At 72.4% G+C, this 21,006-nt stretch carries 21 protein-coding genes; 10 read left to right on the top strand and 11 right to left on the bottom strand.

Features of this window, described 5'->3' with window-relative positions; translation table 11 throughout:
• Positions 1 to 112: 112 nt before the first annotated feature.
• Positions 113 to 1,561, top strand: a complete 1,449-nt coding sequence (locus ACFVJX_RS23855; protein WP_384129786.1) for a GNAT family N-acetyltransferase — start codon at positions 113 to 115, stop codon at positions 1,559 to 1,561.
• Here the strand turns inward: ACFVJX_RS23855 and ACFVJX_RS23850 are convergent.
• Positions 1,479 to 2,738 (bottom strand): trans-sulfuration enzyme family protein, encoded by a 1,260-nt coding sequence (locus ACFVJX_RS23850; RefSeq protein WP_384129726.1) that lies wholly within the window; start codon positions 2,736 to 2,738, stop codon positions 1,479 to 1,481. The two genes, ACFVJX_RS23855 and ACFVJX_RS23850, sit on opposite strands and share 83 nt — an antisense overlap.
• Before the next feature lie 59 nt (positions 2,739 to 2,797).
• Between ACFVJX_RS23850 and ACFVJX_RS23845 the strand changes: the two genes are divergently transcribed.
• Together ACFVJX_RS23845 and ACFVJX_RS23840 are read left to right on the top strand one after the other, a co-directional pair.
• Positions 2,798 to 3,319 (top strand): Lrp/AsnC family transcriptional regulator, encoded by a 522-nt coding sequence (locus ACFVJX_RS23845; protein WP_384129728.1) that lies wholly within the window; start codon positions 2,798 to 2,800, stop codon positions 3,317 to 3,319.
• Between the two features lie 35 nt (positions 3,320 to 3,354).
• Positions 3,355 to 5,040: a DUF885 domain-containing protein gene (locus tag ACFVJX_RS23840; RefSeq protein WP_384129731.1), complete on the top strand. Its 1,686-nt coding sequence runs from the start codon at positions 3,355 to 3,357 to the stop codon at positions 5,038 to 5,040.
• 43 nt (positions 5,041 to 5,083) lie between these two features.
• On the opposite strand, the gene ACFVJX_RS23835 is transcribed toward ACFVJX_RS23840, so the two are convergent.
• Positions 5,084 to 5,572, bottom strand: coding sequence for a rhodanese-like domain-containing protein (locus tag ACFVJX_RS23835; RefSeq protein ID WP_384129734.1), 489 nt, complete (start codon positions 5,570 to 5,572; stop codon positions 5,084 to 5,086).
• A gap of 93 nt (positions 5,573 to 5,665) precedes the next feature.
• Here ACFVJX_RS23835 and ACFVJX_RS23830 point away from each other — a divergent pair, with 93 nt between their 5' ends.
• Entirely contained in the window at positions 5,666 to 6,112 is a 447-nt protein-coding gene (locus ACFVJX_RS23830) for an Lrp/AsnC family transcriptional regulator (RefSeq protein WP_384129737.1), read from the top strand.
• Here ACFVJX_RS23830 and ACFVJX_RS23825 read toward each other — a convergent pair.
• The 3 genes from ACFVJX_RS23825 to ACFVJX_RS23815 all read right to left on the bottom strand — a co-directional run bounded on the left by ACFVJX_RS23825 (position 6,102) and on the right by ACFVJX_RS23815 (position 11,110).
• Entirely contained in the window at positions 6,102 to 9,182 is a 3,081-nt protein-coding gene (locus tag ACFVJX_RS23825) for an AAA family ATPase (RefSeq protein ID WP_384129740.1), read from the bottom strand. The two genes, ACFVJX_RS23830 and ACFVJX_RS23825, sit on opposite strands and share 11 nt — an antisense overlap.
• Positions 9,179 to 10,345: an exonuclease SbcCD subunit D gene (locus ACFVJX_RS23820; protein WP_384129743.1), complete on the bottom strand. Its 1,167-nt coding sequence runs from the start codon at positions 10,343 to 10,345 to the stop codon at positions 9,179 to 9,181. The genes ACFVJX_RS23825 and ACFVJX_RS23820 overlap by 4 nt, the downstream gene beginning before the upstream one ends.
• A gap of 138 nt (positions 10,346 to 10,483) precedes the next feature.
• Positions 10,484 to 11,110, bottom strand: coding sequence for a YigZ family protein (locus ACFVJX_RS23815; protein WP_384129746.1), 627 nt, complete (start codon positions 11,108 to 11,110; stop codon positions 10,484 to 10,486).
• A 59-nt stretch (positions 11,111 to 11,169) separates the two neighbouring features.
• Here ACFVJX_RS23815 and ACFVJX_RS23810 point away from each other — a divergent pair, with 59 nt between their 5' ends.
• Both ACFVJX_RS23810 and ACFVJX_RS23805 read left to right on the top strand, forming a co-directional pair.
• Positions 11,170 to 11,580, top strand: coding sequence for a CoA-binding protein (locus tag ACFVJX_RS23810; RefSeq protein ID WP_384129749.1), 411 nt, complete (start codon positions 11,170 to 11,172; stop codon positions 11,578 to 11,580).
• Positions 11,581 to 11,647: 67 nt separating this feature from the next.
• Positions 11,648 to 12,499 carry an aminoglycoside N(3)-acetyltransferase gene (locus tag ACFVJX_RS23805; RefSeq protein ID WP_384129752.1) on the top strand — a complete coding sequence of 284 codons (852 nt, stop codon included), beginning with the start codon at positions 11,648 to 11,650 and terminating at the stop codon, positions 12,497 to 12,499.
• On the opposite strand, the gene ACFVJX_RS23800 is transcribed toward ACFVJX_RS23805, so the two are convergent.
• Both ACFVJX_RS23800 and ACFVJX_RS23795 read right to left on the bottom strand, forming a co-directional pair.
• Entirely contained in the window at positions 12,489 to 13,049 is a 561-nt protein-coding gene (locus ACFVJX_RS23800) for a YbaK/EbsC family protein (RefSeq protein ID WP_384129755.1), read from the bottom strand. The two genes, ACFVJX_RS23805 and ACFVJX_RS23800, sit on opposite strands and share 11 nt — an antisense overlap.
• 44 nt (positions 13,050 to 13,093) lie before the next feature.
• Positions 13,094 to 13,666, bottom strand: coding sequence for a helix-turn-helix domain-containing protein (locus ACFVJX_RS23795; protein WP_384129758.1), 573 nt, complete (start codon positions 13,664 to 13,666; stop codon positions 13,094 to 13,096).
• Between the two features lie 133 nt (positions 13,667 to 13,799).
• Between ACFVJX_RS23795 and ACFVJX_RS23790 the strand changes: the two genes are divergently transcribed.
• Positions 13,800 to 14,666: an EamA family transporter gene (locus ACFVJX_RS23790; RefSeq protein ID WP_384129761.1), complete on the top strand. Its 867-nt coding sequence runs from the start codon at positions 13,800 to 13,802 to the stop codon at positions 14,664 to 14,666.
• A 21-nt stretch (positions 14,667 to 14,687) separates the two neighbouring features.
• Here ACFVJX_RS23790 and ACFVJX_RS23785 read toward each other — a convergent pair whose 3' ends face one another.
• A complete protein-coding gene (locus tag ACFVJX_RS23785) occupies positions 14,688 to 15,425 on the bottom strand; it encodes an acyltransferase (RefSeq protein ID WP_384129764.1) in 738 nt (245 codons plus the stop codon).
• A gap of 169 nt (positions 15,426 to 15,594) precedes the next feature.
• Here ACFVJX_RS23785 and ACFVJX_RS23780 point away from each other — a divergent pair, with 169 nt between their 5' ends.
• A complete protein-coding gene (locus ACFVJX_RS23780) occupies positions 15,595 to 16,125 on the top strand; it encodes a gamma carbonic anhydrase family protein (protein WP_384129766.1) in 531 nt (176 codons plus the stop codon).
• Positions 16,126 to 16,206: 81 nt separating this feature from the next.
• Here the strand turns inward: ACFVJX_RS23780 and ACFVJX_RS23775 are convergent, their stop codons facing one another.
• Positions 16,207 to 16,866, bottom strand: coding sequence for a DedA family protein (locus ACFVJX_RS23775; RefSeq protein WP_384129769.1), 660 nt, complete (start codon positions 16,864 to 16,866; stop codon positions 16,207 to 16,209).
• 156 nt (positions 16,867 to 17,022) lie between these two features.
• Positions 17,023 to 17,460, bottom strand: coding sequence for a DUF4442 domain-containing protein (locus tag ACFVJX_RS23770; protein WP_384129789.1), 438 nt, complete (start codon positions 17,458 to 17,460; stop codon positions 17,023 to 17,025).
• A 153-nt stretch (positions 17,461 to 17,613) separates the two neighbouring features.
• Between ACFVJX_RS23770 and ACFVJX_RS23765 the strand changes: the two genes are divergently transcribed.
• Positions 17,614 to 18,687, top strand: coding sequence for a hypothetical protein (locus ACFVJX_RS23765; protein WP_384129772.1), 1,074 nt, complete (start codon positions 17,614 to 17,616; stop codon positions 18,685 to 18,687).
• Between the two features lie 54 nt (positions 18,688 to 18,741).
• On the top strand, positions 18,742 to 20,046 hold the full coding sequence (locus ACFVJX_RS23760) for an MFS transporter (RefSeq protein ID WP_384129775.1): 1,305 nt from the start codon (positions 18,742 to 18,744) through the stop codon (positions 20,044 to 20,046).
• On the opposite strand, the gene ACFVJX_RS23755 is transcribed toward ACFVJX_RS23760, so the two are convergent.
• Positions 20,008 to 20,853 (bottom strand): spermidine synthase, encoded by an 846-nt coding sequence (locus tag ACFVJX_RS23755; protein WP_384129778.1) that lies wholly within the window; start codon positions 20,851 to 20,853, stop codon positions 20,008 to 20,010. The genes ACFVJX_RS23760 and ACFVJX_RS23755 overlap by 39 nt on opposite strands.
• Positions 20,854 to 21,006 lie beyond the last annotated feature (153 nt).

Here is a 21,006-nt window from a genome sequence, read left to right as displayed (position 1 = left end):
GGTCAACCGGCCAAAAACAGACGATAGGCGACTAGATCCACACTTAACCCATCGGTCACAAGGCGTTCGTGATCAGGCAACACCGCTCAGTCACAGTATGGACATGACTGATGTGACATCCGCCAAGAGTGCCCGCCGCCCGCACCACTGGCGACGGGATCTGATCGAACTCGCCGCCCTGTTCACCGCGGTCGCCGTCGCCGACGCGATCGCCAACCTGATCGGACACCAGCCGGACGGACCGTATCTGCTCTTCGCCTCGGCCCTGGCCCTGACCGCGACCGCCGCGTTCCACACATGGTGGGCGCGGCGCCACAGCCACGCACCACCGCCGGATACCGACGGCTCGTCGGACGGGGACGGCCTCGGCGTTCACCCGGTCGCGACAGCGACCTCCACAGGGCAGGGCACGGAGGCCGCAGCCCAGGCCGACGGCGGGTCCGAGGCAGCGGAGACGGCGCTGTGGCGGATGCGTACCACTGTCCGGGACGCCCCCGGCAGCCTGGCCGCGCTCTGCATCGTGCTGGCCCGGCACGGCATCGACATCCTCACCCTGCAGACACACCCGCTGGCGCAGGGCACAGTCGACGAGTTCCTGCTGCGCGCGCCCGCCACGCTGCCGGCACCGCAGCTGACCCGCGCCATCTCCGCCGCGGGCGGCAGCTCCACCTGGATCGAGCGCGCCGACGCCCACGATCTGGTGGACGCCCCGACCCGGGTGCTCGGTCTGGCCACCCGCACCGCGCTCGACGCCGCCGAACTCCCCCTGGCCCTGCGGCAGCTGCTCGGGCGCTGCACCATTCACTCGCTGCCGGCCGTCTCGATCAGCGGGCGCGCCACCGGTGAGACCGCGCCCGTCGAAGGGGTGCTGGAGGAGACGGTGATGCGGCTGCGTGACCCGTCGGGCGGCGTCATCACCGTCGAGCGGCCCTATCTGCCGTTCACGCCCACGGAGTTCGCGAGGGCGCGCGCCCTGGTCGAGCTCGATGCCCGGCTCGGGCCCCGCGTCCCGCGCAGCGAGCACGTACTGACCCTGCCCGAGGGCAACGAGATCACCGTGCGCCGGGCGGACCAGGCCGACCTGGAAGCGGCCCGCGCCATGCACGACCGCTGCTCGGAGCAGACCCTGCGGCTGCGCTACCACGGCCCGGTGCGCGACGCGGACCGCTATCTCGACCATCTCCTGAGCCCACGCTTCGGCCGTACCCTCGCCGTACAGACGGCCTCGGGCCGGCTGGTCGCCCTCGGTCATCTGCTCTGGGACGGCGACGAGACAGAGGTCGCTCTGCTCGTCGAGGACGACTGGCAGCGCCGCGGCATCGGCTCCGAGCTCCTCGGCCGTCTGGTCGCGCTCGCCGTCGAGGCCGGCTGCGAGAGCGTCTACGCCGTCACCCAGGCGTCCAACACCGGCATGGTCGCCGCCATGCGCGCGCTCTCGCTGCCGCTCGACTACCAGATCGAGGAGGGCACGCTCGTGATCACCGCCCGGCTGGGAGCGGCCCCGGTGCGTTCCCTGCCGTCGCACGAGACTCACGAGGCTCACGGGCAGACGCGCCACTGATGCCCTGGCGCGCGGGCTCCACGGAGCTCAGCGCCTGGCAGAGATCGGCCCACAGGTCCTCGACGTCCTCCAGACCGACCGACATGCGCAGCAGCCGGTCGCCGACCCCCGACGCCTGCCGGTCTCCTTCGTCCACAATGCGGTGGCTGATGGAGGCCGGGTGCTGGATCAGGCTGTCCACACTGCCGAGACTGACGGCGGGTGTGATCAGGCGTACCGCGGAAATCACCCGGTGCGGGTCCCCGAAGACCTCGAACGAGACCATCGCGCCGCCCAGCTCGGGGTAGTGGACGCGGGCGATCCGCGGGTCGGCGGCCAGTCGGCGGGAGAGTTCGGCGGCGCTCGTGGACGCGGCCCGCACCCGCACCGGCAGCGTGGAGAGGCCGCGCAGGAGCAGATACCCGGCCATCGGGTGCAGGACTCCGCCGGTGGCGAAGCGCACCTGACGCAGCCGGGCCGCGAACTCCTCGTCGCAGGCGACGACTCCGCCCATCACGTCCCCGTGGCCGCCCAGGTACTTCGTCGCGCTGTGCAGCACGATCCGCGCGCCGTGCTCGATGGGCCGCTGGAGCACCGGCGTCGCGAACGTGTTGTCGACGAGCAGTGGCACGGAGCCGCAGGAATGCGCCACCGACCGGATGTCGATCTCGGCGAGCGTCGGGTTGGCGGGTGTCTCCACCATGACGAGGCCCGTGTCGGGGCGGATCGCGTCGGCGATGCCCGCGGGGTCGGTCCAGGTGACCTCGGTGCCCAGCAGTCCGGCGCCGAGCAGATGGTCGCTGCAGCCGTAAAGCGGGCGGACCGCGACCACATGGCGCAGCCCCATGCTCGCGCGGGCCAGCAGGACGGCGGTGAGCGCCGCCATGCCGCTGGCGAACGCCACGGCGCTCGCGGCCCCTTCGAGCCGGGCCAGGGCCGTCTCGAACCGGGCGGTGGTCGGGTTGTCGAGCCGCGCGTAGACCGGAGGCCCGTCGAGCCGGCTGCCGGTGGCGGCGAAGGAGTCGATCCGCTCCGCCTCGGCCCGGGAGTCGTACGAGGGGTAGGTGGTGGACAGGTCGATCGGCGGGGCGTGCAGGCCGAGAGCCGCGAGGTCGTCGCGTCCGGCGTGCACGGCTTCGGTGGCCAGCGCCCGGGACCGGGGTGTCGTCGAGGGCGTCATCGAGGCTTCGGAGTCCATGCCATCACTCTGAACAGCCGACGGGATGCCGGTGTCAAAGCCCGTGCTACGTTCGGTGAATGACCGATTCCATCGCCCTGGACACGGTGGATCTGCACATTCTGCGCCTGTTGCAGAACGATGCCCGGACCACCTACCGCGAGCTCGCAGCCGAGGTCGGCGTCGCCCCGTCGACATGTCTGGACCGGGTGACCCGGCTGCGCCGCACGGGCGTCATTCTCGGCCATCAGCTGCGGCTGGACCCGGCCAGACTCGGCCGTGGGCTGGAGGCCCTGCTCTCCGTCCAGGTCAGGCCGCACCGCAGGGAACTCATCGGCCCGTTCGTGGAGCGGATCAGGACGCTGCCCGAGTCCCGGGCGCTCTTCCACCTGGCCGGTCCCGACGACTATCTGGTCCATGTGGCCGTTGCCGACACGGCCGACCTGCAGCGGCTGGTGCTTGACGAGTTCACCTCGCGCCGCGAAGTGGCCCGGGTGGAGACCCGGTTGATCTTCCAGCAGTGGGAGTGCGGACCGCTGCTGCCGCCCTCCGCCGCAGCGGCAATGCCGGCCACATGTCAGGCGCCCGGGCCTGATCGGTAGTGACGGCGAGCCCCTCTCCGTATGAGGATGTCCACATGTCAGACACTCCGAGCAGCGCGCTGCCACGCCAGATCGCCGACGAATACGTAGACGCATTCATCCGGCTCGACCCGATTTCCGGCACCTTCCTGGGCGTCGCGGAAAGCTCGCGCCGCCTTCCCGACTTCTCCCCCGCCGGCCAGGAGGCACTGGCCACGCTGGCCCGCACCACTCTCGCGGGGCTGGACCGGGCGGAACAGCTGCCCGGTGCCGCCGATGACGCCGAACGCCGTTGCGGCCGTCTCCTGCGCGAGCGGCTGACCGCCGAACTCGCCGTCCACGAGGCCGACGAGTCGCTGCGCGCCGTTTCCAACCTGCACTCCCCGGCGCACTCCATCCGTGAGGTGTTCACGGTGACGCCCACCGAGACGGACGAGGACTGGGCGGCGGTCGTCGACCGGCTCCGTGCCGTTCCGGCCGCACTCGCCGGCTACCGTGAGTCCCTCGCGCTCGGTCTGGAGCGCAAGCTCCACGGCAGCCCGCGTGCCACGGCCACCTTCATCGGTCAGCTCGACGAGTGGATCGGGGACGGCACGACGGGGTTCTTCCAGGACTTCGCAGCCCCCGGTCCTGCCGCACAGCGCGCCGCTCTGGACGAGGGTGCGCGGCAGGCCTCGCAGGCGCTGGAGGAACTGCGGCAGTGGATGAGCGAGGTGTACGCCCCGGCCATCGAGGGTTCCCCGGACGTGGTGGGGCGTGAGCGGTACGCCCGCTGGTCGCGCTACTTCAACGGCACCGACCTCGACCTCGACGAGGCGTACGCGTACGGCTGGTCCGAGTACCACCGGCTGCTCGCCGAGATGCGGAGCGAGGCCGGGAAGGTGCTGCCCGGCGCCGGCCCCTGGGAGGCCCTGGCCCATCTCGATGTGCACGGCACGCACATCGAGGGGGTCGACGAGGTCCAGGCGTGGCTGCAGGGGCTGATGGACGAGGCGATCGAGGCACTGGACGGTACACACTTCGAACTCGCCGAGCGGGTCCGCAAGGTGGAGTCCCGCATCGCACCGCCCGGCGGCGCCGCAGCTCCGTACTACACGGGTCCGTCCGAGGACTTCTCCCGCCCGGGCCGCACCTGGCTCCCGACCATGGGCGAGACCCGGTTCCCGGTGTACGACCTGGTCTCCACCTGGTACCACGAGGGGGTCCCCGGCCATCACCTCCAGCTCGCCCAGTGGGCCCATGTCGCCGAGAGCCTCTCGCGCTACCAGGCGTCCATCGGCATCGTCAGTGCCAACGCCGAGGGCTGGGCGCTGTATGCGGAGCGGCTGATGGACGAGCTGGGCTTCCTGCCCGACGCCGAGCGCCGGCTCGGTTATCTGGACGCGCAGATGATGCGCGCCTGCCGGGTGATCGTGGACATCGGTATGCACGTGGAGCTGGACATCCCGGCCGATTCACCGTTCCACCCCGGTGAGCGCTGGACGCCCGAGCTGGCCCAGGAGTTCTTCGGCAACCACAGCGGCCGGCCGGCCGATTTCGTGGAGAGCGAGCTGACCCGCTACCTCTCGATGCCGGGGCAGGCCATCGGTTACAAGCTGGGCGAGCGCGCCTGGCTGCTCGGCCGGGAGAACGCCCGCGCGGCACACGGCGACTCCTTCGACCTCAAGTCCTGGCACATGGCCGCCCTTTCGCAGGGCCCCCTGGGTCTGGACGATCTGGTCGACGAGCTGTCGAAGCTCTGAGCGGCCGGCGGGCCGGGCCCCTCTCCGGGCCCGGCCCCCGCCGTCAGCAGCCGCACTCCCCGGAACCCGCCGGTGCGGTGAGCGGGTCGGGGCCGCGCCGCACGTGCCCCTGCCGCGTCTCGAACGCGAAGCCCTCACGCACCCAGTACTCGAAGCCGCCGAGCATTTCCTTGACCCGGTAGCCGATTCCGGCGAGGGCGAGTGCGGCACGGGCGGCGCCGTTGCAGCCGGGCCCCCAGCAGTAGGTGACCACCGGCACGGCCGGGTCGAGCAGTTCGGGTGCCCGCTCGGCGACGAGCGCCGTCGGCAGGTGTACGGCCCCGGGGATGTGTCCCTGGTCCCAGGAGGCGGTGGAGCGGGAGTCGAGGAGTACGAAGCCCGGCTCACCACCGGCCGCCAGCGCCGCGGCCACGTCGGAGACATCGGTGTGGAAGGCGAGCGAGGCCCCGAAGTGGGCGGCGGCGGCTGCCGGGGTGGCGGGCGGAATCCGCAGCACGGGATGGTCGGTGGTGGCGGTGGGCTGTGAGGTCATGGCTGAAAATCTATGACCGGTGGGGTCCCGCCGGAAGACGTGATCCCCGGCAGAGGGGTTGATCCGCCGGGGATTTCCCTGTTCCCTCTACAGATGACCGACTATTCCCCGGACGCCACCGACTGGCGCATCCTCGATGTCCTCCAGCGCGAGGGCCGCGCCACGTTCGCCGAGCTCGCCCGGGAGGTGGCCATGTCCTCGAGCGCCGTGACGGAACGGGTCCGCAGGCTGGAGGAGGCCGGAGTCATCAGCGGCTACGCGGCGGTGGTCGACCCGGAGCGGCTGGGGCTGCCGATCCTCGCCTTCGTCCGGCTGCGTTACCCGAACGGCAACTACAAGCCGTTCCACGACCTCCTCGACAGCACGCCGGAGATCCTGGAGGCCCACCACGTCACGGGCGACGACTGCTTCGTCCTCAAGGTGACGGCCCGCTCCATGAGTCACCTGGAGGCGGTGTCCGGAAGGATCGGTGCCCTCGGGTCCGTCACCACGAGCGTCGTCTACTCCTCACCGCTGCCGCGGCGGGCGGTCAGCCGCTGACTCCGTCGCCTGCCCGGTGCCGTACCGCGGATCCGTGCCGTTCCTTCACCACTTCGAGCTGGGCGGGGATACGGCGGCGCAGATCGGCGACGTGGCTGACGATGCCGACGCTGCGGTCCCGCTCCCGCAGGGAGTCCAGCACGTCGAGGACCTCGTCGAGGGTCTGGTCGTCCAGGCTGCCGAACCCCTCGTCGATGAAGAGGGTGTCCAGCCGCATGCCGCCCGCCTCGTCGGTGACGACATCGGCGAGCCCGAGCGCCAGGGCGAGCGAGGCGAAGAACGTCTCGCCGCCGGAGAGCGTGGCCGTGTCGCGTTCACGGCCGGTCCAGGCGTCGATGACATGCAGCCCGAGTCCCGCCCTGCGACCTCCGGTTCGGGCGTCGGAGTGCACCAGCGTGTACCGGCCGGACGACATCCGCCGCAGCCTGGCGGTTGCCGCCGCAGCCACCTGTTCGAGGCGGGCCGCGAGCACGTAGGACTCCAGCCGCATCTTGCGTTCGTTGTCCGCCGAGGTGCCGGCGGTGAGACCGGCGAGCCGGGCGATCCGCTCGTACTCCTCACGGACCGGCCCAAGGGCCCGCACCTCTTGTGCCGCATGCCGGGAGAGCCGGGCGAGTTCGGCGCAGCGCTCGCGGGCCGCGGCGTGGGCACCCGCCCCGTCCCGCAGCAGCCGCTCCGCCGTGTCGTGCGCCGCCCGCGCGGTGTCCGGGGCGGCCGGGGGACGGCCCGCCGCCGTGCGGGCCTCCGTCTCGGCCAGCCGGTCGGCCACGGCCGCCGCCTCGGCCTGCCAGGCGTCGATCAGGTGCTGGAGCTCTCGCTGCCGGGGGTCGGGGAGCACCGTCTCGGCGGCGGCCCGTGGAGTGTCGAAGCCGGACCGGAACGCCACGTCGGCGAGCCTGCCGTCGGCCTCCTTGAGCCGCGCCGCCGCGTTCTCCTCCTCGCGCAGCGTCCCGGCCGCCTCGACGAGCAGGGCTACCCGGCGCTGGAGGAGAGCCGCGTGCTCGGTGACGCTGCCCGACTCGCCACGTGCCTGTGCCAGGACCTCTTGCAGGGCCGACTGTTCGGCGTCGAGGCCTTCGCGCCGCGATGTGCGGGCGGCGGCCCGGCGCTCGGCCTGCTGACGGTCGTTCGTCCGTTGTTCCTGCTCGCGTTCGGCGGCGGCGAGGGCCTCGCGCGCCGCGTGCGTGCCGGTGGCGGTCCGGTACGCCTCGGTGTGTTCCCCGGTCAGGGCGGACACGAGTTCGGTGAGCGCTTCGACCGTCGGCTCGGCGTCCCGGCCCTCGCCGTCCGACTCCCGCGCGTCGCCGGCCGTGTCCACGGCCTGGCCGTCCCCGGTGCCCGCCGCTTCGGCACGAGCCGCCGCGTACAGCTCACGTACGGCTCCGAGCGCGTGCTCCGCGTCGGTGCGCGCCTGCTCGGCGCGTCGGTGGGCGGCTTCGGCGGTCTCCTCCGTGGCCTGGTCGACGTGCCCGTCGCCGGCGCGGGCGGGCCGCGGGTGCTCGGCCGAGCCGCAGACCGCGCAGGCCCTGCCCTCGACCAGTTCCCGGGCGAGTTCGGCCGCGATGTCGCGCAGCCGGCGTTCGCGGAGGTCGAGCCAGGACTCGCGGGTGGCGAGGGCCTGCTCGCGGGCCGTGCCGAGGCGCTCCTCGGCGTCCGCCGTCCGTACGGCCAGCGCGTCCCTGCGCCGGGCGGCGTCGAGCCTCCGGCGGGCCGGTTCGAGCCGTCCCGCCAGCAGTTCGGCGCGGGTCGCCGCCTCCTGCGCCACCTCGATGCGGGTGTGCAGGGCGTGCCGGGTGGCTTCCCAGCCGGCGAGCCAGCTCTCGGTGTCCCGGATCAGTTCGTCGTCCGCCCTGGCCTGCCGTTCCAGTGCGTCGCGTTCACTGTCGATCTCGGCGCTGCGCCGCTCGGCGCGGCGTGCGGCGTCCAGCGCGCCGAGCTCCTCGCGGAGCCGGCGTTCCAGTGCCGTCAGTTGTTCGGCGCCCGCGTCCGCCAGGTCGCCGGGCAGCCCGGCCCGGGAGCGTTCGCGGGCTGCGCCGGCCCGCCGGTAGGCCCGTGCCGCCTCCTCGCGGAGCTCCAGCGCCGGGACGACCAGATCCGCCTTGCGGGCGCGCCTCAGCCGGTCCTGTGCCCGGTCGTGCTCCTGCCTGCCTGCTTCGACCGCGGTGGCACGGCGTTGCGTCTCCCCGTACCGCTGCTGGAGCCCGGCCAGTTCGCGCTCGGCGTCCAGCGCAAGGCGCGCTGCCGTCTGCCGGTTCTCGGCGCCGGCCAGTACCGAAGCGGTGATGTCGAGCCGTTCCCAGGCCCCGCTGCGCGCGGTCGCGGCCCATTCCAGTACGGCGTCCGCGAGGCCGGGTTCGCCGGGCTGCACCTCGGGCAGCGGGCATTCGTCCGCGGCGGGGCCGGCCGCCTGGGCGATCCGCTGCGCGACGGCGAGGATCTTCTCGTCCCCGGCTCTGACCTGCGTCTCGGCGGCCCGGCGCAGATCGGCGAGGCGCTCCTCGACCGCGGCGAAGCGACGGGTGTCGAAGAGCCTGCCGAGCAGTTTGCCGCGCGCCTCGGCGTCGGCGCGCAGGAAGCGGGCGAAGTCTCCCTGGGGAAGGAGCACCACCTGGCAGAACTGGTCCCGGCTCATACCGATGAGCTGGGTGATCTCCTCCCCGATCTCCTGGTGCGAGCGGCTGAGCGCCCGCCATCCCTGCTCGGGGTCGTACTCGCGGAGCCGGCTCTGTGCCTTCTCCGTGGTGTGACCGCCGCCGCGTTTCTTGGGGCGGGGCTGGGCGGGCCGCCGGGTGATCTCCAGCCGGCGTCCGCCGATGGTGAGTTCGAGCCGGATCTCGGTCGGCAGGTCGGCCGGGGCGTGGTCGCTGCGCAGCGAGGTTCCCGGGCTCTGCCGGGCGCCGGGCACGGCTCCGTACAACCCGTAGCAGACGGCGTCCAGGACCGAGGTCTTGCCCGCACCCGTCGGTCCGTGCAGCAGGAAGATACCGGCCGCGGAGAGCGCGTCGAAGTCGATCTCCTGCGTGGCGCCGAACGGTCCGAAGGCGGTGATGCCGAGACTGTGGAGCCTCACTGGTTCACCTCGTGCACGCTCTCGTCGACGCGTACGTGGTCGAAGGCGCCGCGCAGCACCGTCCGCTCCAGTTCGTCGGTGCCGTTCCCGCCGCGCACATGGGCCACGAAGTCCTCTGCGATGCTCTGGTCGTCACGTCCGCGCAACCGCTGGGCGTAGGAGGTCTGCGGGTCGTCGGGCTCCCGTTCCGGTTCGAAGGCGAGGCTGAGCGTGTGCGGGAACCGCTCGACGAGCCGGGCCATCGGATCGGCAGGGCGGGCCGGGTCGGTGAGGGTGGCCTCCACCCAGGAGTGCTCGTGCCGCTCCAGGGCCGGGTCGTCGAGCAGGGCGTCGAGTCGGCCGCGGAGCCTGGCGAGCGGGCGGGGCACCGGGCAGTCGACGCGTTCGGCGGCGACCGCGCCCGTGGCGTCCAGGTCGATCAGCCACATCGTCTTGCGATGGGTGGCCTCGGAAAAGGAGTACGCGAGCGGGGAACCCGAATACCGGACGCGTTCGGAGACGGTCTGGCAGCCGTGCAGGTGTCCGAGCGCCACATAGTCGACGCCGTCGAAGACTCCGGCAGGGACCGCGGCGACGCCGCCGACGGTGATGTCGCGTTCGCTGTCGCTGGGTTCACCGCCCGCGACGAAGGCATGGGCGAGGACGACGGAGCGGGTGGTGGCGTCCCTGGTGCCGAGATCGGCCCGGACCCGGTCCATGGCGGCGCCCAGCACGGCCTCGTGCCCCGCTCGTTGGGCCTTGAACTCGTCCTTGACGAGGGCGGGTTCCAGATACGGGAGCCCGTAGAACGCGACATCGCCGTGGGCGTCGCCGAGCACGACCGGGGTGGCGCAGTGCGCGGGGTCGGTGCGCAGATGGATACCGGCCAGCCCGATGAGTCCTGCGCCGACGCCGAGCCGGCGGGCCGAGTCGTGGTTCCCGGAGATCATGACGGTGGGCACACCGGCCGCGGCGAGCCGGTGCAGCGCGTCGTCGAAGAGCTCGACCGCGGAGAGCGGCGGCACCGCCCTGTCGTACACGTCACCCGCCACGAGCACGACGTCGACCTCGTGGTCGCGCACCGTCGCCACCAGGTGGTCGAGGTACGCGGCCTGGGCGTCGAGCAGCGAGACGCGGTGGAAGGACCGTCCCAGGTGCCAGTCCGATGTGTGCAAAATCTTCAAGACCCGGCTCCGACCTGCATGTTTCGTTTCCTCCACCCTTGGGGCCGCGTCCGCTGCGCTTCGGAGCCGCCCGGCCCGGCGGCCGGTACCCGTCACACCCGCGCGGTCCCGCCCCCGCACCCCCGCGCACCACAGTACTCAGGCGTCGCCGTACGCCTCGCCGCCCAGCTCCAGTCGCGCCTCGCCCGCCGTCGCGTCGGCCAGCCACCGCCGGAACTCATCCACATCGGCGTCCGGCAGCCCGATCCCGATGGTGACCGCCTCCGCGTACCGGACCTCGCGCACGGTCCGTCCGGTGGCGCGCAGTTCGTTCTCCAGCCGGCCCGCCCGCTGGTGGTCCACGGTGACGGTGGCGAGCCGGAAACGCTGCCGGGTGATCGTGCCGACGGCGTCGAGCGCCTCACCGACCGCTCCCCCGTAGGCCCGGATCAGTCCGCCCGCGCCGAGCTTCACACCGCCGTAGTAGCGGGTGACGACGGCGGTGACGTACCGCATCTCGCGTCGCGTCAGCATCTGCAGCATGGGTACCCCGGCGGTGCCTCCGGGCTCGCCGTCGTCACTGGCCTTCTGCACGGAGGCGTCGGCGCCGATCACGTACGCGAAGCAGTTGTGGGAGGCCGTCGGGTGTTCCCTGCGGACGCGCGCGACGAATTCCTGCGCCTCCTGCTCGGTGGCGGCGGGGGCGAGCGCGCAGATGAAGCGCGACCGGTTGATCTCGGTCTCGTGCACGCCCGCTCGGGCGACTGTCCGGTACTGCTCCTGCATCCCGCCAGCCTATGCGCAGGCGGGGGAATGGTCCGGGGCGGCCGTCCGTTGTGCGGATCATGGACGCAGACACGGAGACGATCCGCAGGATTCTGACCGGTACCGGGGACACGTGGGCGGTGGTGGGGCTCTCCGGCAACCGCTCGCGCGCCGCCTACGGGGTGGCCCAGGTCCTTCAGCGCTTCGGCAAGCGGGTGGTCCCGGTGCATCCGAAGGCGGAGCGGGTGCACGGTGAGGACGGGTACGCCTCACTGGCGGACATCCCGTTCCCGGTCGATGTGGTGGACGTCTTCGTCAACAGCGAACTGGCCGGAGCGGTCGCCGACGAGGCGGTCTCGATCGGAGCCTCCGCGGTCTGGTTCCAGCTCGGGGTGATCGACGAGCAGGCTTACGAACGCACCCGCGCCGCCGGGCTCGACATGGTCATGGACCGGTGCCCCGCCATCGAGATCCCCGCGCTCGGCCACTGAGGCCGTCACCGTCCGGCCGAATGTGCGTGGTGTCACACTCCGCGCCGGGCTGCCAGAATGACCCGCTGTGAGTACTGCCCCCGCCCTCGGTGTCGTGAGCGTCTCCCACAGCCGTGCCCGGCTGGCCGGGCATCTGGCCCGGCTGGGCGTGGAGCGGGGAGGCGTACTGATGGTGCACGCCTCGCTGCGCACGGTGGGGGCGGTCGACGGCGGGGTACGGGCCGTGGCGGGCGCCCTGCGTGATGCGCTGGGGCCGAGGGGCACTCTGGTCGTACCGGCCTTCACTCCGGAGAACTCCGACACCTCCCCGCACTACCGCTCACGGGTGCGCGGCCTCGACGACCGGGAGCGGGAGGCCGTGCGGGCGGACATGCCCGCGTTCGATCCGGCCACCACACCGGCCCCCTCGATGGGGCTCCTGTCCGAGACCGTCCGGCGGTCCCCCGGTTCGGTGCGCAGCGGCCATCCCCAGACGTCGTTCGCGGCCGTGGGTCCGCTCGCCCGCCAGGTGGTGACCGGGCACCGCCCCGACTGCCATCTCGGCGAGGACTCCCCGCTGGCCGGGCTGCACGGCCTGCGGGCGCAGATCCTGCTGCTGGGGACCGGCTTCGACTCCTGCAGCGCGTTCCATCTCGCCGAGTACCGGGTGCCGTCCCCGCCCCGGCGCACCTACCGCTGCGTGGTGCGGGACGGCGGCGGGCGGCGGTGGTGGGAGTACGAGGACGTGGCGCTGGACGACAGCGACTTCGCGGCCCTCGGCGCGGACTTCGAGCGGTCGGCACGGCCCCCGGCCATCGCAGCCGGCATGGTGGGTTCGGCCCCGAGCCGGCTCTTCCGCTTCCCCGAAGCGGTCGCCTTCGCCACGCGGTGGCTGCCCGCTCACCGGCGCCGCACGGCCGGCAGCCTGCTCAGCCCCTGATACCGAGCCCCTCGACCACGACCGCGCCCGGCAGCGCCGCCAGCGCCTTGCCCGGCATGATCAGCTTGCCCCGGCGGCTGCCGCTGCCGATCAGGACCCATTCCTGGTCCACGACGGCGGGGTCGACCAACAGCGGCCAGGACCGCGGGAGTCCGACGGGAGTGATGCCGCCGTACTCCATGCCCGTGTCGCCGACCGCCGTGTCCATCGGGGCGAACCGCGCCTTGCGGACGCCGAGGTGCCGGCGGACCGTGCCGTTCACATCGACGCGGGAGTGGGACAGCACGAGGCAGGCCGCCAGTGTGACGTCCTCCCCGCGCTTGCCCGCCACGACGACGCAGTTGGCCGAACGGTTCAGCAGGTCGGCCCCGTGATGCTCGACGAAGGCAGCGGTGTCGGCGATCTCCGGGTCCGTGTCGACGTGGATGATCTGCTCCGCGGGGATACCGCCCCAGCCTTCGCCGACCGCGGCGGCCACCGGGGCGGTGAGCAGTTCGAGGCGTTCGGCGGCGGGGCGGGCGTCCTCGAAGGAGCCGATGGGTGCGCGCATGCGCGCCACGCTAACAGCCCAGCCCAGCCGGCCGGTTGGACGTCTCATCTGACAGGAGGGATGGACACGGCCATGGTGAGCGCGACGGGCTCGGAGCCCTCGTTCCGGTAGGCGTGGGGGTAGTGCGCCTCGAAGGTCGCGGAGGTGCCGGCGGGCACGGCGTACGGGGTGCCGTCGACGACCAGGGTGAGGTCGCCGTCCGTGACGTGGAGCAGTTCCACCGTGCCCTCGGGGTGCGGGTCGGAGGCGCTGCTGTCGCCGGGCATCAGGTGCCAGGACCAGAGTTCGAGCGGGCCGCGGGCCTCCGTACCGACCAGCAGGGTGGTGGAGCTTCCCGCCTCCGTGGACCACATGCGTACCGCCTGATCGGCGGGGACCAGACGGACAGGGGTGTCCTGGTCGTAGTCGAGGAGCGTGGTGATGCTGACGCCCAGCGCGTCCGCGAGCTTGACCGTGGTGCCGACGCTCGGGTTGGTGCGTGCCTGCTCGATCTGGATGATCATGCCGCGACTGACCCCGGCACGGGTGGCGAGGGCGTCCAGGGTGAAGCCCCGCTCCCCGCGCCAGCGCTTGAGGTTGCGCGCGAGGGACTGGGTCAGCTGGTCGAGATCAGTCACATTCCGTCCAATATCCGGGCCGTCCGCTTCCGGCGATGCCGACCGTCTAATATTTTGGATGACAGGGTCAAAAATATTGCACTACGGTGTGGTGCACCCAACCGTTCACCGCACTGTACTGCGAGGCCCGCCCATGACAGCACTGTTCGCCCTGGCCACCAGCTTGCTGTGGGGGCTGGCCGACTTCGGTGGCGGGCTGCTGACCCGGCGTACTCCCGCGCTCACCGTCGTGGTCGTCTCGCAGACCGCCGCCGCCGGCGTGCTCGCCTTGATCGTGATCGTCACGGGCGGCTGGAGCGAGGTGGACGGCCGGCTCTGGTACGCCGTCGCGGCCGGTGCGGTGGGGCCGGTCGCGATGCTGAGTTTCTACAAGGCGCTGGCGCTCGGCCCGATGGGGGTGGTGTCCCCGCTCGGCTCGCTGGGGGTCGCCGTGCCGGTGAGCGTCGGACTGATCGTCGGCGAGCGTCCGGGTCCGCTGCAGTTCGCCGGTGTCGCCGTGGCGGTGGCGGGCATCGTGCTGGCCGGTGGTCCGCAGCTCCGGGGTGCCCCGGTGCAGCGCCGGGCGGTACTGCTGACCCTGGTCGCGGCGTTCGGCTTCGGAGCCGTGATGTCCTTGATCGCCGAGGCGTCCACCACGGTCACCGGGCTCTTCCTGGCCCTTCTCGTGCAGCGGATCACCAACATCGCGGTGGGCGGCACGGCGCTGTACGTCTCCGTGCGGCGCGGCGCCCGTGCGCTTCCCGAGGAGGGCGGGGCCGCCGTGGTGCGGGCCGCCCTGCCGGCCCTGGCGTTCGTGGGTCTCGCGGACGTGGCGGCCAACGGGACGTACTCGATCGCCGCCCAGCACGGGCCCGTCACCGTCGCCGCGGTCCTGGCCTCCCTCTACCCGGTGGTCACGGCCCTGGCCGCACGCGGCTTCCTGGGTGAGCGGCTGCGTGGCGTGCAGGCGGCCGGCGCCGGGCTCGCACTGGTGGGCACGGTGCTGCTCGCGACCGGCTGACGTGCCGGCAACTCCGGCCGATCAGTTCTCGTCGAGCTCGGCCAGGGCCAGCAACTGCTCGGGGGTCACGCCCTCCGGGATCGGCACCGGGGCCGGTGTGCGCAGGGGCGGCTGCCAGCCGTTCTCGGGGTCCCAGCTGCGTACGACACGGGCGGGCGCCCCGGCCACCACCGCGTTGTCGGGCACCTCTCCGCGCACCACCGCGCCCGCCGCCACCACCACGTTGCGGCCGAGCCGGGTGCCGGGGAGGACCACCGCTCCGGTACCGATCCAGCAGCCTGGGCCGATGGCGACCGGCTCCATCCGCGGCCACTGGCGGCCGACCGGTTGCTGCGGATCGTCGTAGCTGTGGTTGGTCGAGGTGATGTAGACGTACGGGCCGCAGTAGGTGTCCGCGCCGATCGTCACGGTCGTGTCGGCGACGACATGGCTGCCGCGGCCGAGCACCACCCCGTCGCCCAGGGTCAGGATCGGACCGGGTCCGAGGTCCAGATCGGGCATGAGACCGGCCGTGAGGGTGACCTGTTCACCGATGACACAGTGGTTGCCGAGCTCGATCCACCGCTCCCCGAAGACCGTGCCCTGTGGGAACGCCAGCCGGGTGCCCTCGCCGATCCGGCCGAACCTCAGCCCGCCGGGGTGCGTCGCGGTGACCGCGCCCGTCTCCCGCACCCAGCGCCAGCAGCGGTGGACGACCCCGGACAGGGCGCGCCGCCGCCAGGCGGTCAGGGCGGAGACCGTGTCTCTGTTCTTCGGCACTCGCACACGGTAGTCGGCAGGCCCGGGGCCGGTATCCGCGCCGGCCTGTGATCTTCACCCCACCCGGACCCCGGCCCGCGGAACCGTCGCATACGGTTTCCCCGGCGGGACCGGACGGCCGCGGCCGCACGGCCGCCACCCACAGCACCGGAGCACGGAGGAACGCGCGATGGCAGAGCAGGCGTTGATCACCGCGATGGGCGGCAAGGAGCCGGACATCGACGCGTCCGCCTTCACCGCCCCGACCTCGGTCGTGATCGGTGAGGTCACCATGGCGGCCGGGTCCAGCGTCTGGTACCACGCGGTGCTGCGCGCCGACTGCGGTCCGATCGTCATCGGCGCCGGGTCCAACATCCAGGACAACTGCAGCGTCCATGTCGACCCCGGCTTCCCCGTCACGGTCGGCGAGCGCGTCTCGGTCGGGCACAACGCGGTGCTGCACGGCTGCACCATCGAGGACGACGTCTTGGTCGGCATGGGGGCCACCGTCCTGAACGGCGCGCACATCGGCACCGGTTCACTGATCGCCGCCCAGGCCCTCGTCCCGCAGGGGATGCGGGTGCCGCCCGGCTCGCTGGTCGCGGGGGTGCCCGCCAAGGTCAAGCGGCAGCTGACCGAGGAGGAGCTGGACGGCGTGCGGTTCAACGCGGTCGGCTATGTCGAGCTGGCCAAGGCGCACCGCGAGGCCTTCGAGGGCTGAGCGCGGAGGAGTTCCGCGGAGCCGGACGCGAGGGCCCCTGACGACGCGAGGCCCCGGCCGCGCGGCCGGGATCCGCACGGGTCAGTCGGCCGCCGGCACGGTCCCCGGCTCGGGCGTGGAGTCCGCCGCCTGAGCCGCCGCCGCCTTCTTGGCCCGGTTCTTGAGGACCAGCATCGAGGCGAGTCCGATCAGGACCGCGATGGCCAGTCCCAGGTACGAGAACCGCTTGAGCCAGGCCTCCGCGACGACACCCACCGAGTAGATGACGGCGGTGGTGCCGCCGGCCCAGGCGATCCCGCCGAGCAGGTTGGCGGTCAGGAACTTCCAGTACGGCATGTGCAGGACGCCGGCGAGCGGCCCGGCGAAGATGCGCAGCAGTGCGACGAAGCGGCCGAAGAAGACCGCCCACATGCCCCACTTCTGGAACGAGCGTTCCGCCATGGCGATCTGGCCCTCGCCGAAGTGGCGTGGGAATTTCCCGCCGAGCCAGGCGAGCAGCGGACGTCCGCCCTTGCGGCCGATGGCGTAGCCGATCGAATCGCCGATCACCGCTCCGGCCGAGGCGCAGGCGCCCAGGATCCAGGGGTTGATGCCGTCGTGTCCCGCGGCCAGCAGCGCCGCGCTGATCAGGACGATCTCACCCGGCAGCGGGATGCCGAGGCTCTCCAGACCGATGACGACGCCCACCAGGAGGTAGACGCTGATCGCTGGGACGGTCTCCAGCCACTCCTGGATGTGCAACGCCGGTTCCTCCGTAGTGATGTCCTGTCGCCCGCCGGACAACTCATCGGCGCACAGCGGGAAGCCTACCCGGCGCGCCGCCCGCCGGGACAGCGCGAAGGGCCGCCCCGCAGCCCCTGCCGGGTGCGGGACGGCCCCTGTGCCGCCGGGACGTACTCAGCTGTTCGGGCGCAGCGTCCAGACCACGGTCATCTCACCGGTCACGGCGCCGTCCGTGCGCTGGATCCGGATGGCCACGGGGAACTCGGGTCGCTTGCCCTCGTCGAGCTCGGCGACGACGTCGGCCACCGGCCGGCCGAGAGTGGCGGTGGCGGTGACATCGCCCATGGCCAGCTTCGTGTAGCCGATCTCGGCCTTCACCGCGAGCGGCACGGCCCGGGTCAGCTGGTCCCCGAACGCGGCGATGACGATGGCACCGCTCGCCGATTCCGCCAGCGTGAACATCGCGCCGGCGTGCGGTCCGCCGACATGGTTGTGGTAGTCCGGCTGGTCCGGCAGGCGGACCACCGCGCGTTCGGCGGTGGACTCCAGGAATTCGAGGTTGAGGGTCCGGACCATCGGAACCGTCGCGGCGACCATCTCGCCCGCGGTCATCTGTTCAGCGCTCATGAGCTTGATGTTACTCACGAGTAGACAGGTTTGGCCATGCCCGGGAGACCGCCCGGTGCGTGCCGGCGCCGTCCTTCACCGTCCGCTCACGGGGGCGGCCGTAGCCTGCCGGTCGCGGCACCTCTATCGTTACTCGCCATGTGGCCAGGACAGCAGCCGCCCGGGGGCGAGCAAAACCCGCAGGACCAGAACCAGAACCCGTACCAGCAGCCGGGGTACCAGCAGCCGAATCCCTATCAGCAGCCGGGACAGCAGCAGCCGGGCGCGCCCGAGCAGCAGCCCGGTTACGGCTATCCGCAGCAGGGGCAGCCGCAGGGCCAGCCGGGCTACAACCCGTACCAGCAGCCGACCACGCCGCAGTACGCGGTGCCGGGTCCGCCCGGCGGGCCAAAGCCCGGCAACGACAAGAAGAAGACGACCGTCATCGCCATCGTCGCTGCGGTCGCGGTGGTCGCCGCCGCCGTGGTCACCGGCGTCGTCGTGATGAACAAGGACGACGACAAGGACGGCAAGAACGTCGCCGAAGGCAAGAAGTCGTCCGCGCCCGCCAAGCCCTCCGAGTCCGCCTCGTCGCCGGAGGCGAACCCGCGCGGTGACGAGGAGGACGCCAAGCCGCTCATCGCGGGCTGGAAGGTGGTGACCAACCCGAAGTGGGGCACGCAGTTCGATGTGCCCGCCGACTGGGAGGTCTCACGCCCCGGCGTTTCCTCGTTCTTCGAGGACGACGCGAAGGGTGACGGCTCACCGCTCATCGGCTTCTCCGCGCCGGCCGACCTCAAGAGCAAGTGGTGCGTCGACGACTCCGACAAGGACGGCATCAAGGAGAACAGCAGCCTGGCCGGGACCGGCACACGCGGCGCCGAGGGCGCCACCGACGCCGATGTGAACGCGCGGAACGAGGCGGGCACCTGGGCGTGGGGTGCGTACGCGCAGCACATGCCGAAGAGCACCATCAAGATCAGCAAGGCCAAGCAGTACACCACCAAGTCGGGTCTGACGGGCAGCCTGGTCACCGCCAAGGCTCCCAACGTCACCAAGAAGAAGAAGTGCGACACCGACGGCAAGACCATCGCCTTCACCTTCAAGAACACCAGCGGTGCCTTCTCGTCCTGGGTGCTGTACGCCGCCGACAACGTGCCCGACGAGCTGCCGGACACGACGATCCAGAAGATTCTGAGCACCGTGCGCCTGGTGAAGATCACCGAGTCCTGACGCTCCGCCGCACCGCATTTGGCACAGCGGGGTCACTGCGGCGATAGTCCTTCGGTGACTGCCGCCGACCTCGTACCCCCATCGGCCCGCCCCTCCCGGGCGGGCCGCAACTACCGGCTGCTGACCGCCGCCGCGATCATCTCGGGCCTGGGCACCAATGGCGCGCTGATCGCGGCGGCGTTCGCGGTCCTGGACGCCGGTGGCGACGCCGGTGACGTCGGTCTGGTCGCCGCCGCCAGGACCGCGCCGCTGGTGCTGTTCCTGCTGATCGGCGGAGCGGTCGCGGACCGGCTGCCGCGCCACCGGGTGATGGTCGCGGCGAACACCCTCAACTGCGTCTCGCAGGCCGCCTTCGCCTGGCTGGTCCTGGCAGGCGAGCCCCGGCTGTGGCAGATGATGGTGCTCACCGCGCTGTGCGGCACCGGGCAGGCCTTCTTCAACCCGGCGGCCGAGGGCATGCTGATGTCCACCGTCAGCGCCGAACAGGCGGGGCGCGCCTTCGCCCTCTTCCGGATGTCGATGCAGGGCGCCGCCATCGGCGGAGCCGCGCTCGGCGGGGCCATGATCGCGGCGATGGACCCGGGCTGGGTGCTGGCGGTCGACGCCGCCGCGTTCGCGGTGTCAGGTGCCCTGCGCGCTCTCCTGGACGTCAGCCACATTCCGGCGCGTGAGCCCGGCGGCGGTCTGCTCGCCGATCTGCGGGACGGCTGGCGCGAGGTGGTCGGCCGCACCTGGCTGTGGGCCGTGGTGGCGCAGTTCTCGGTGGTGGTCGCCGCCGTCGGGGCCGCCGAGGCGGTCTACGGTCCGCTGGTCGCCGAGGACGAGCTCGGCGGCGCCCGCCCCTGGGGCTTCGCCCTCGCCGCCTTCGGTGTCGGCACCCTGGCCGGGGCGGTGCTGATGATGCGGTGGAAGCCGCAACGGCTCCTGCTGGCCGGGACGCTCTGCGTGTTCCCGCTGGCGCTGCCGTCCGCGGGGCTCGCGGTGCCGCTCTCCGTGGCGGGGCTCTGCGCGGTGATGTTCGTCAGCGGGGCCGCGATCGAGGTGTTCGGGGTGTCCTGGATGACCGCCCTGCATCAGGAGATCCCCGAGGAGAAGTTGTCCCGGGTCTCGGCGTACGACTGGTTCGGGTCGGTGGCCATGGTGCCGCTGGCGACCGCGCTGGCCGGCCCGGTGGAGTCGCTGGTCGGACGCAGCCAGGCGTTGTGGGGCTGCGCGGCGCTGGTCGTCCTGGTCACCGGGGCCGTGCTGTGCGTGCCGGACGTACGCAATCTGCGGCGCAGGTCCGCCCCCACGGAGGTGGTGGCCGCCGGTGCGCCCGTCTCAGCCGATGCCGAAGGAGCCGTCGGGCGGCTCGGGTGAGTCGACCGCCTCGTCGTCACCGACCGGCGCGGCTCCCCTGACGAGCCGGGCCACGGCGGCGCCGTGCTCGACGCGGGCCGGGAACGCGTCGGCGGCACAGCGGCGGGTCAGGGCGGCCGTGTCGAAGGGGGCGTGGGAGGCGACGAGGACGACGTTGCCGAAGCGCCGGCCCCGCAGCACCGCGGGCTCGGCGATCACGGCGAGCTCCGCGAAGACGGTCGCGAAGGTGGCCAGTTGCGGGCGCAGGAAGTCGAAGGGCGCCCCGTCGGCGAGATTGGCGGCGTACACCCCGTCGGCACGCAGCGCCCGTGCGGCGGCCCGTGCGTAGGGGACGGAGGTCAGATGGGCGGGCACCCGCGAGCCGCCGAAGACATCCGCGATCAGGACGTCCACGGAACCGGGCGTGGTCGCCTCGAGCCACTCGCGGGCGTCCGCGCCGTGCACGGTGGTCCCGCTGCCGTCCGGCAACGGCAGATGCTCGGCGACGAGGTCGAGCAGCCCGTGGTCGGCCTCGACGACGTCCTGCCGGGAGCCGGGGCGCGTCGCGGCGGCATAACGAGCCAGGGTGAGGGCGCCGCCGCCGAGGTGGAGAACGTCGAGCGGCGCGCCGGGTTCGGCGGCGCAGTCCACGACGTGGCCGAGCCGGCGCGCGTACTCGAATTCGAGGTGTTCCGGCGCGTCCAGATCGACGTACGACTGGGGCGCCCCGTCGACGGTCAGCAGCCAGGCGCGCTCCCGGTCCACGTCGGGAAGCAGTCTGGCGGTGCCCCGGTCCACGTCGCGGATGACGGGTATCGACTCGTTCACTCCCCCATTGTGCGGTGCCGGAACGGCTGCTCATGACCCCGGCCGGGTCCGCCTCCCGTGGAGTGCGGGAGGCCGACCCCGGCCGGCCGTGGCCGCTCACAGCACCCCCGTGAACCCTCCCCCGCCCAGACGGCCGCCCCCCACCACGAGGGC

This window comes from Streptomyces sp. NPDC127177, assembly GCF_042672475.1.
In the GTDB taxonomy this organism is placed as follows: domain Bacteria; phylum Actinomycetota; class Actinomycetes; order Streptomycetales; family Streptomycetaceae; genus Streptomyces.
The sequence above is the reverse complement of the archived record's forward strand: the minus strand, read 5'-3'. Positions and strand labels throughout refer to the sequence as shown.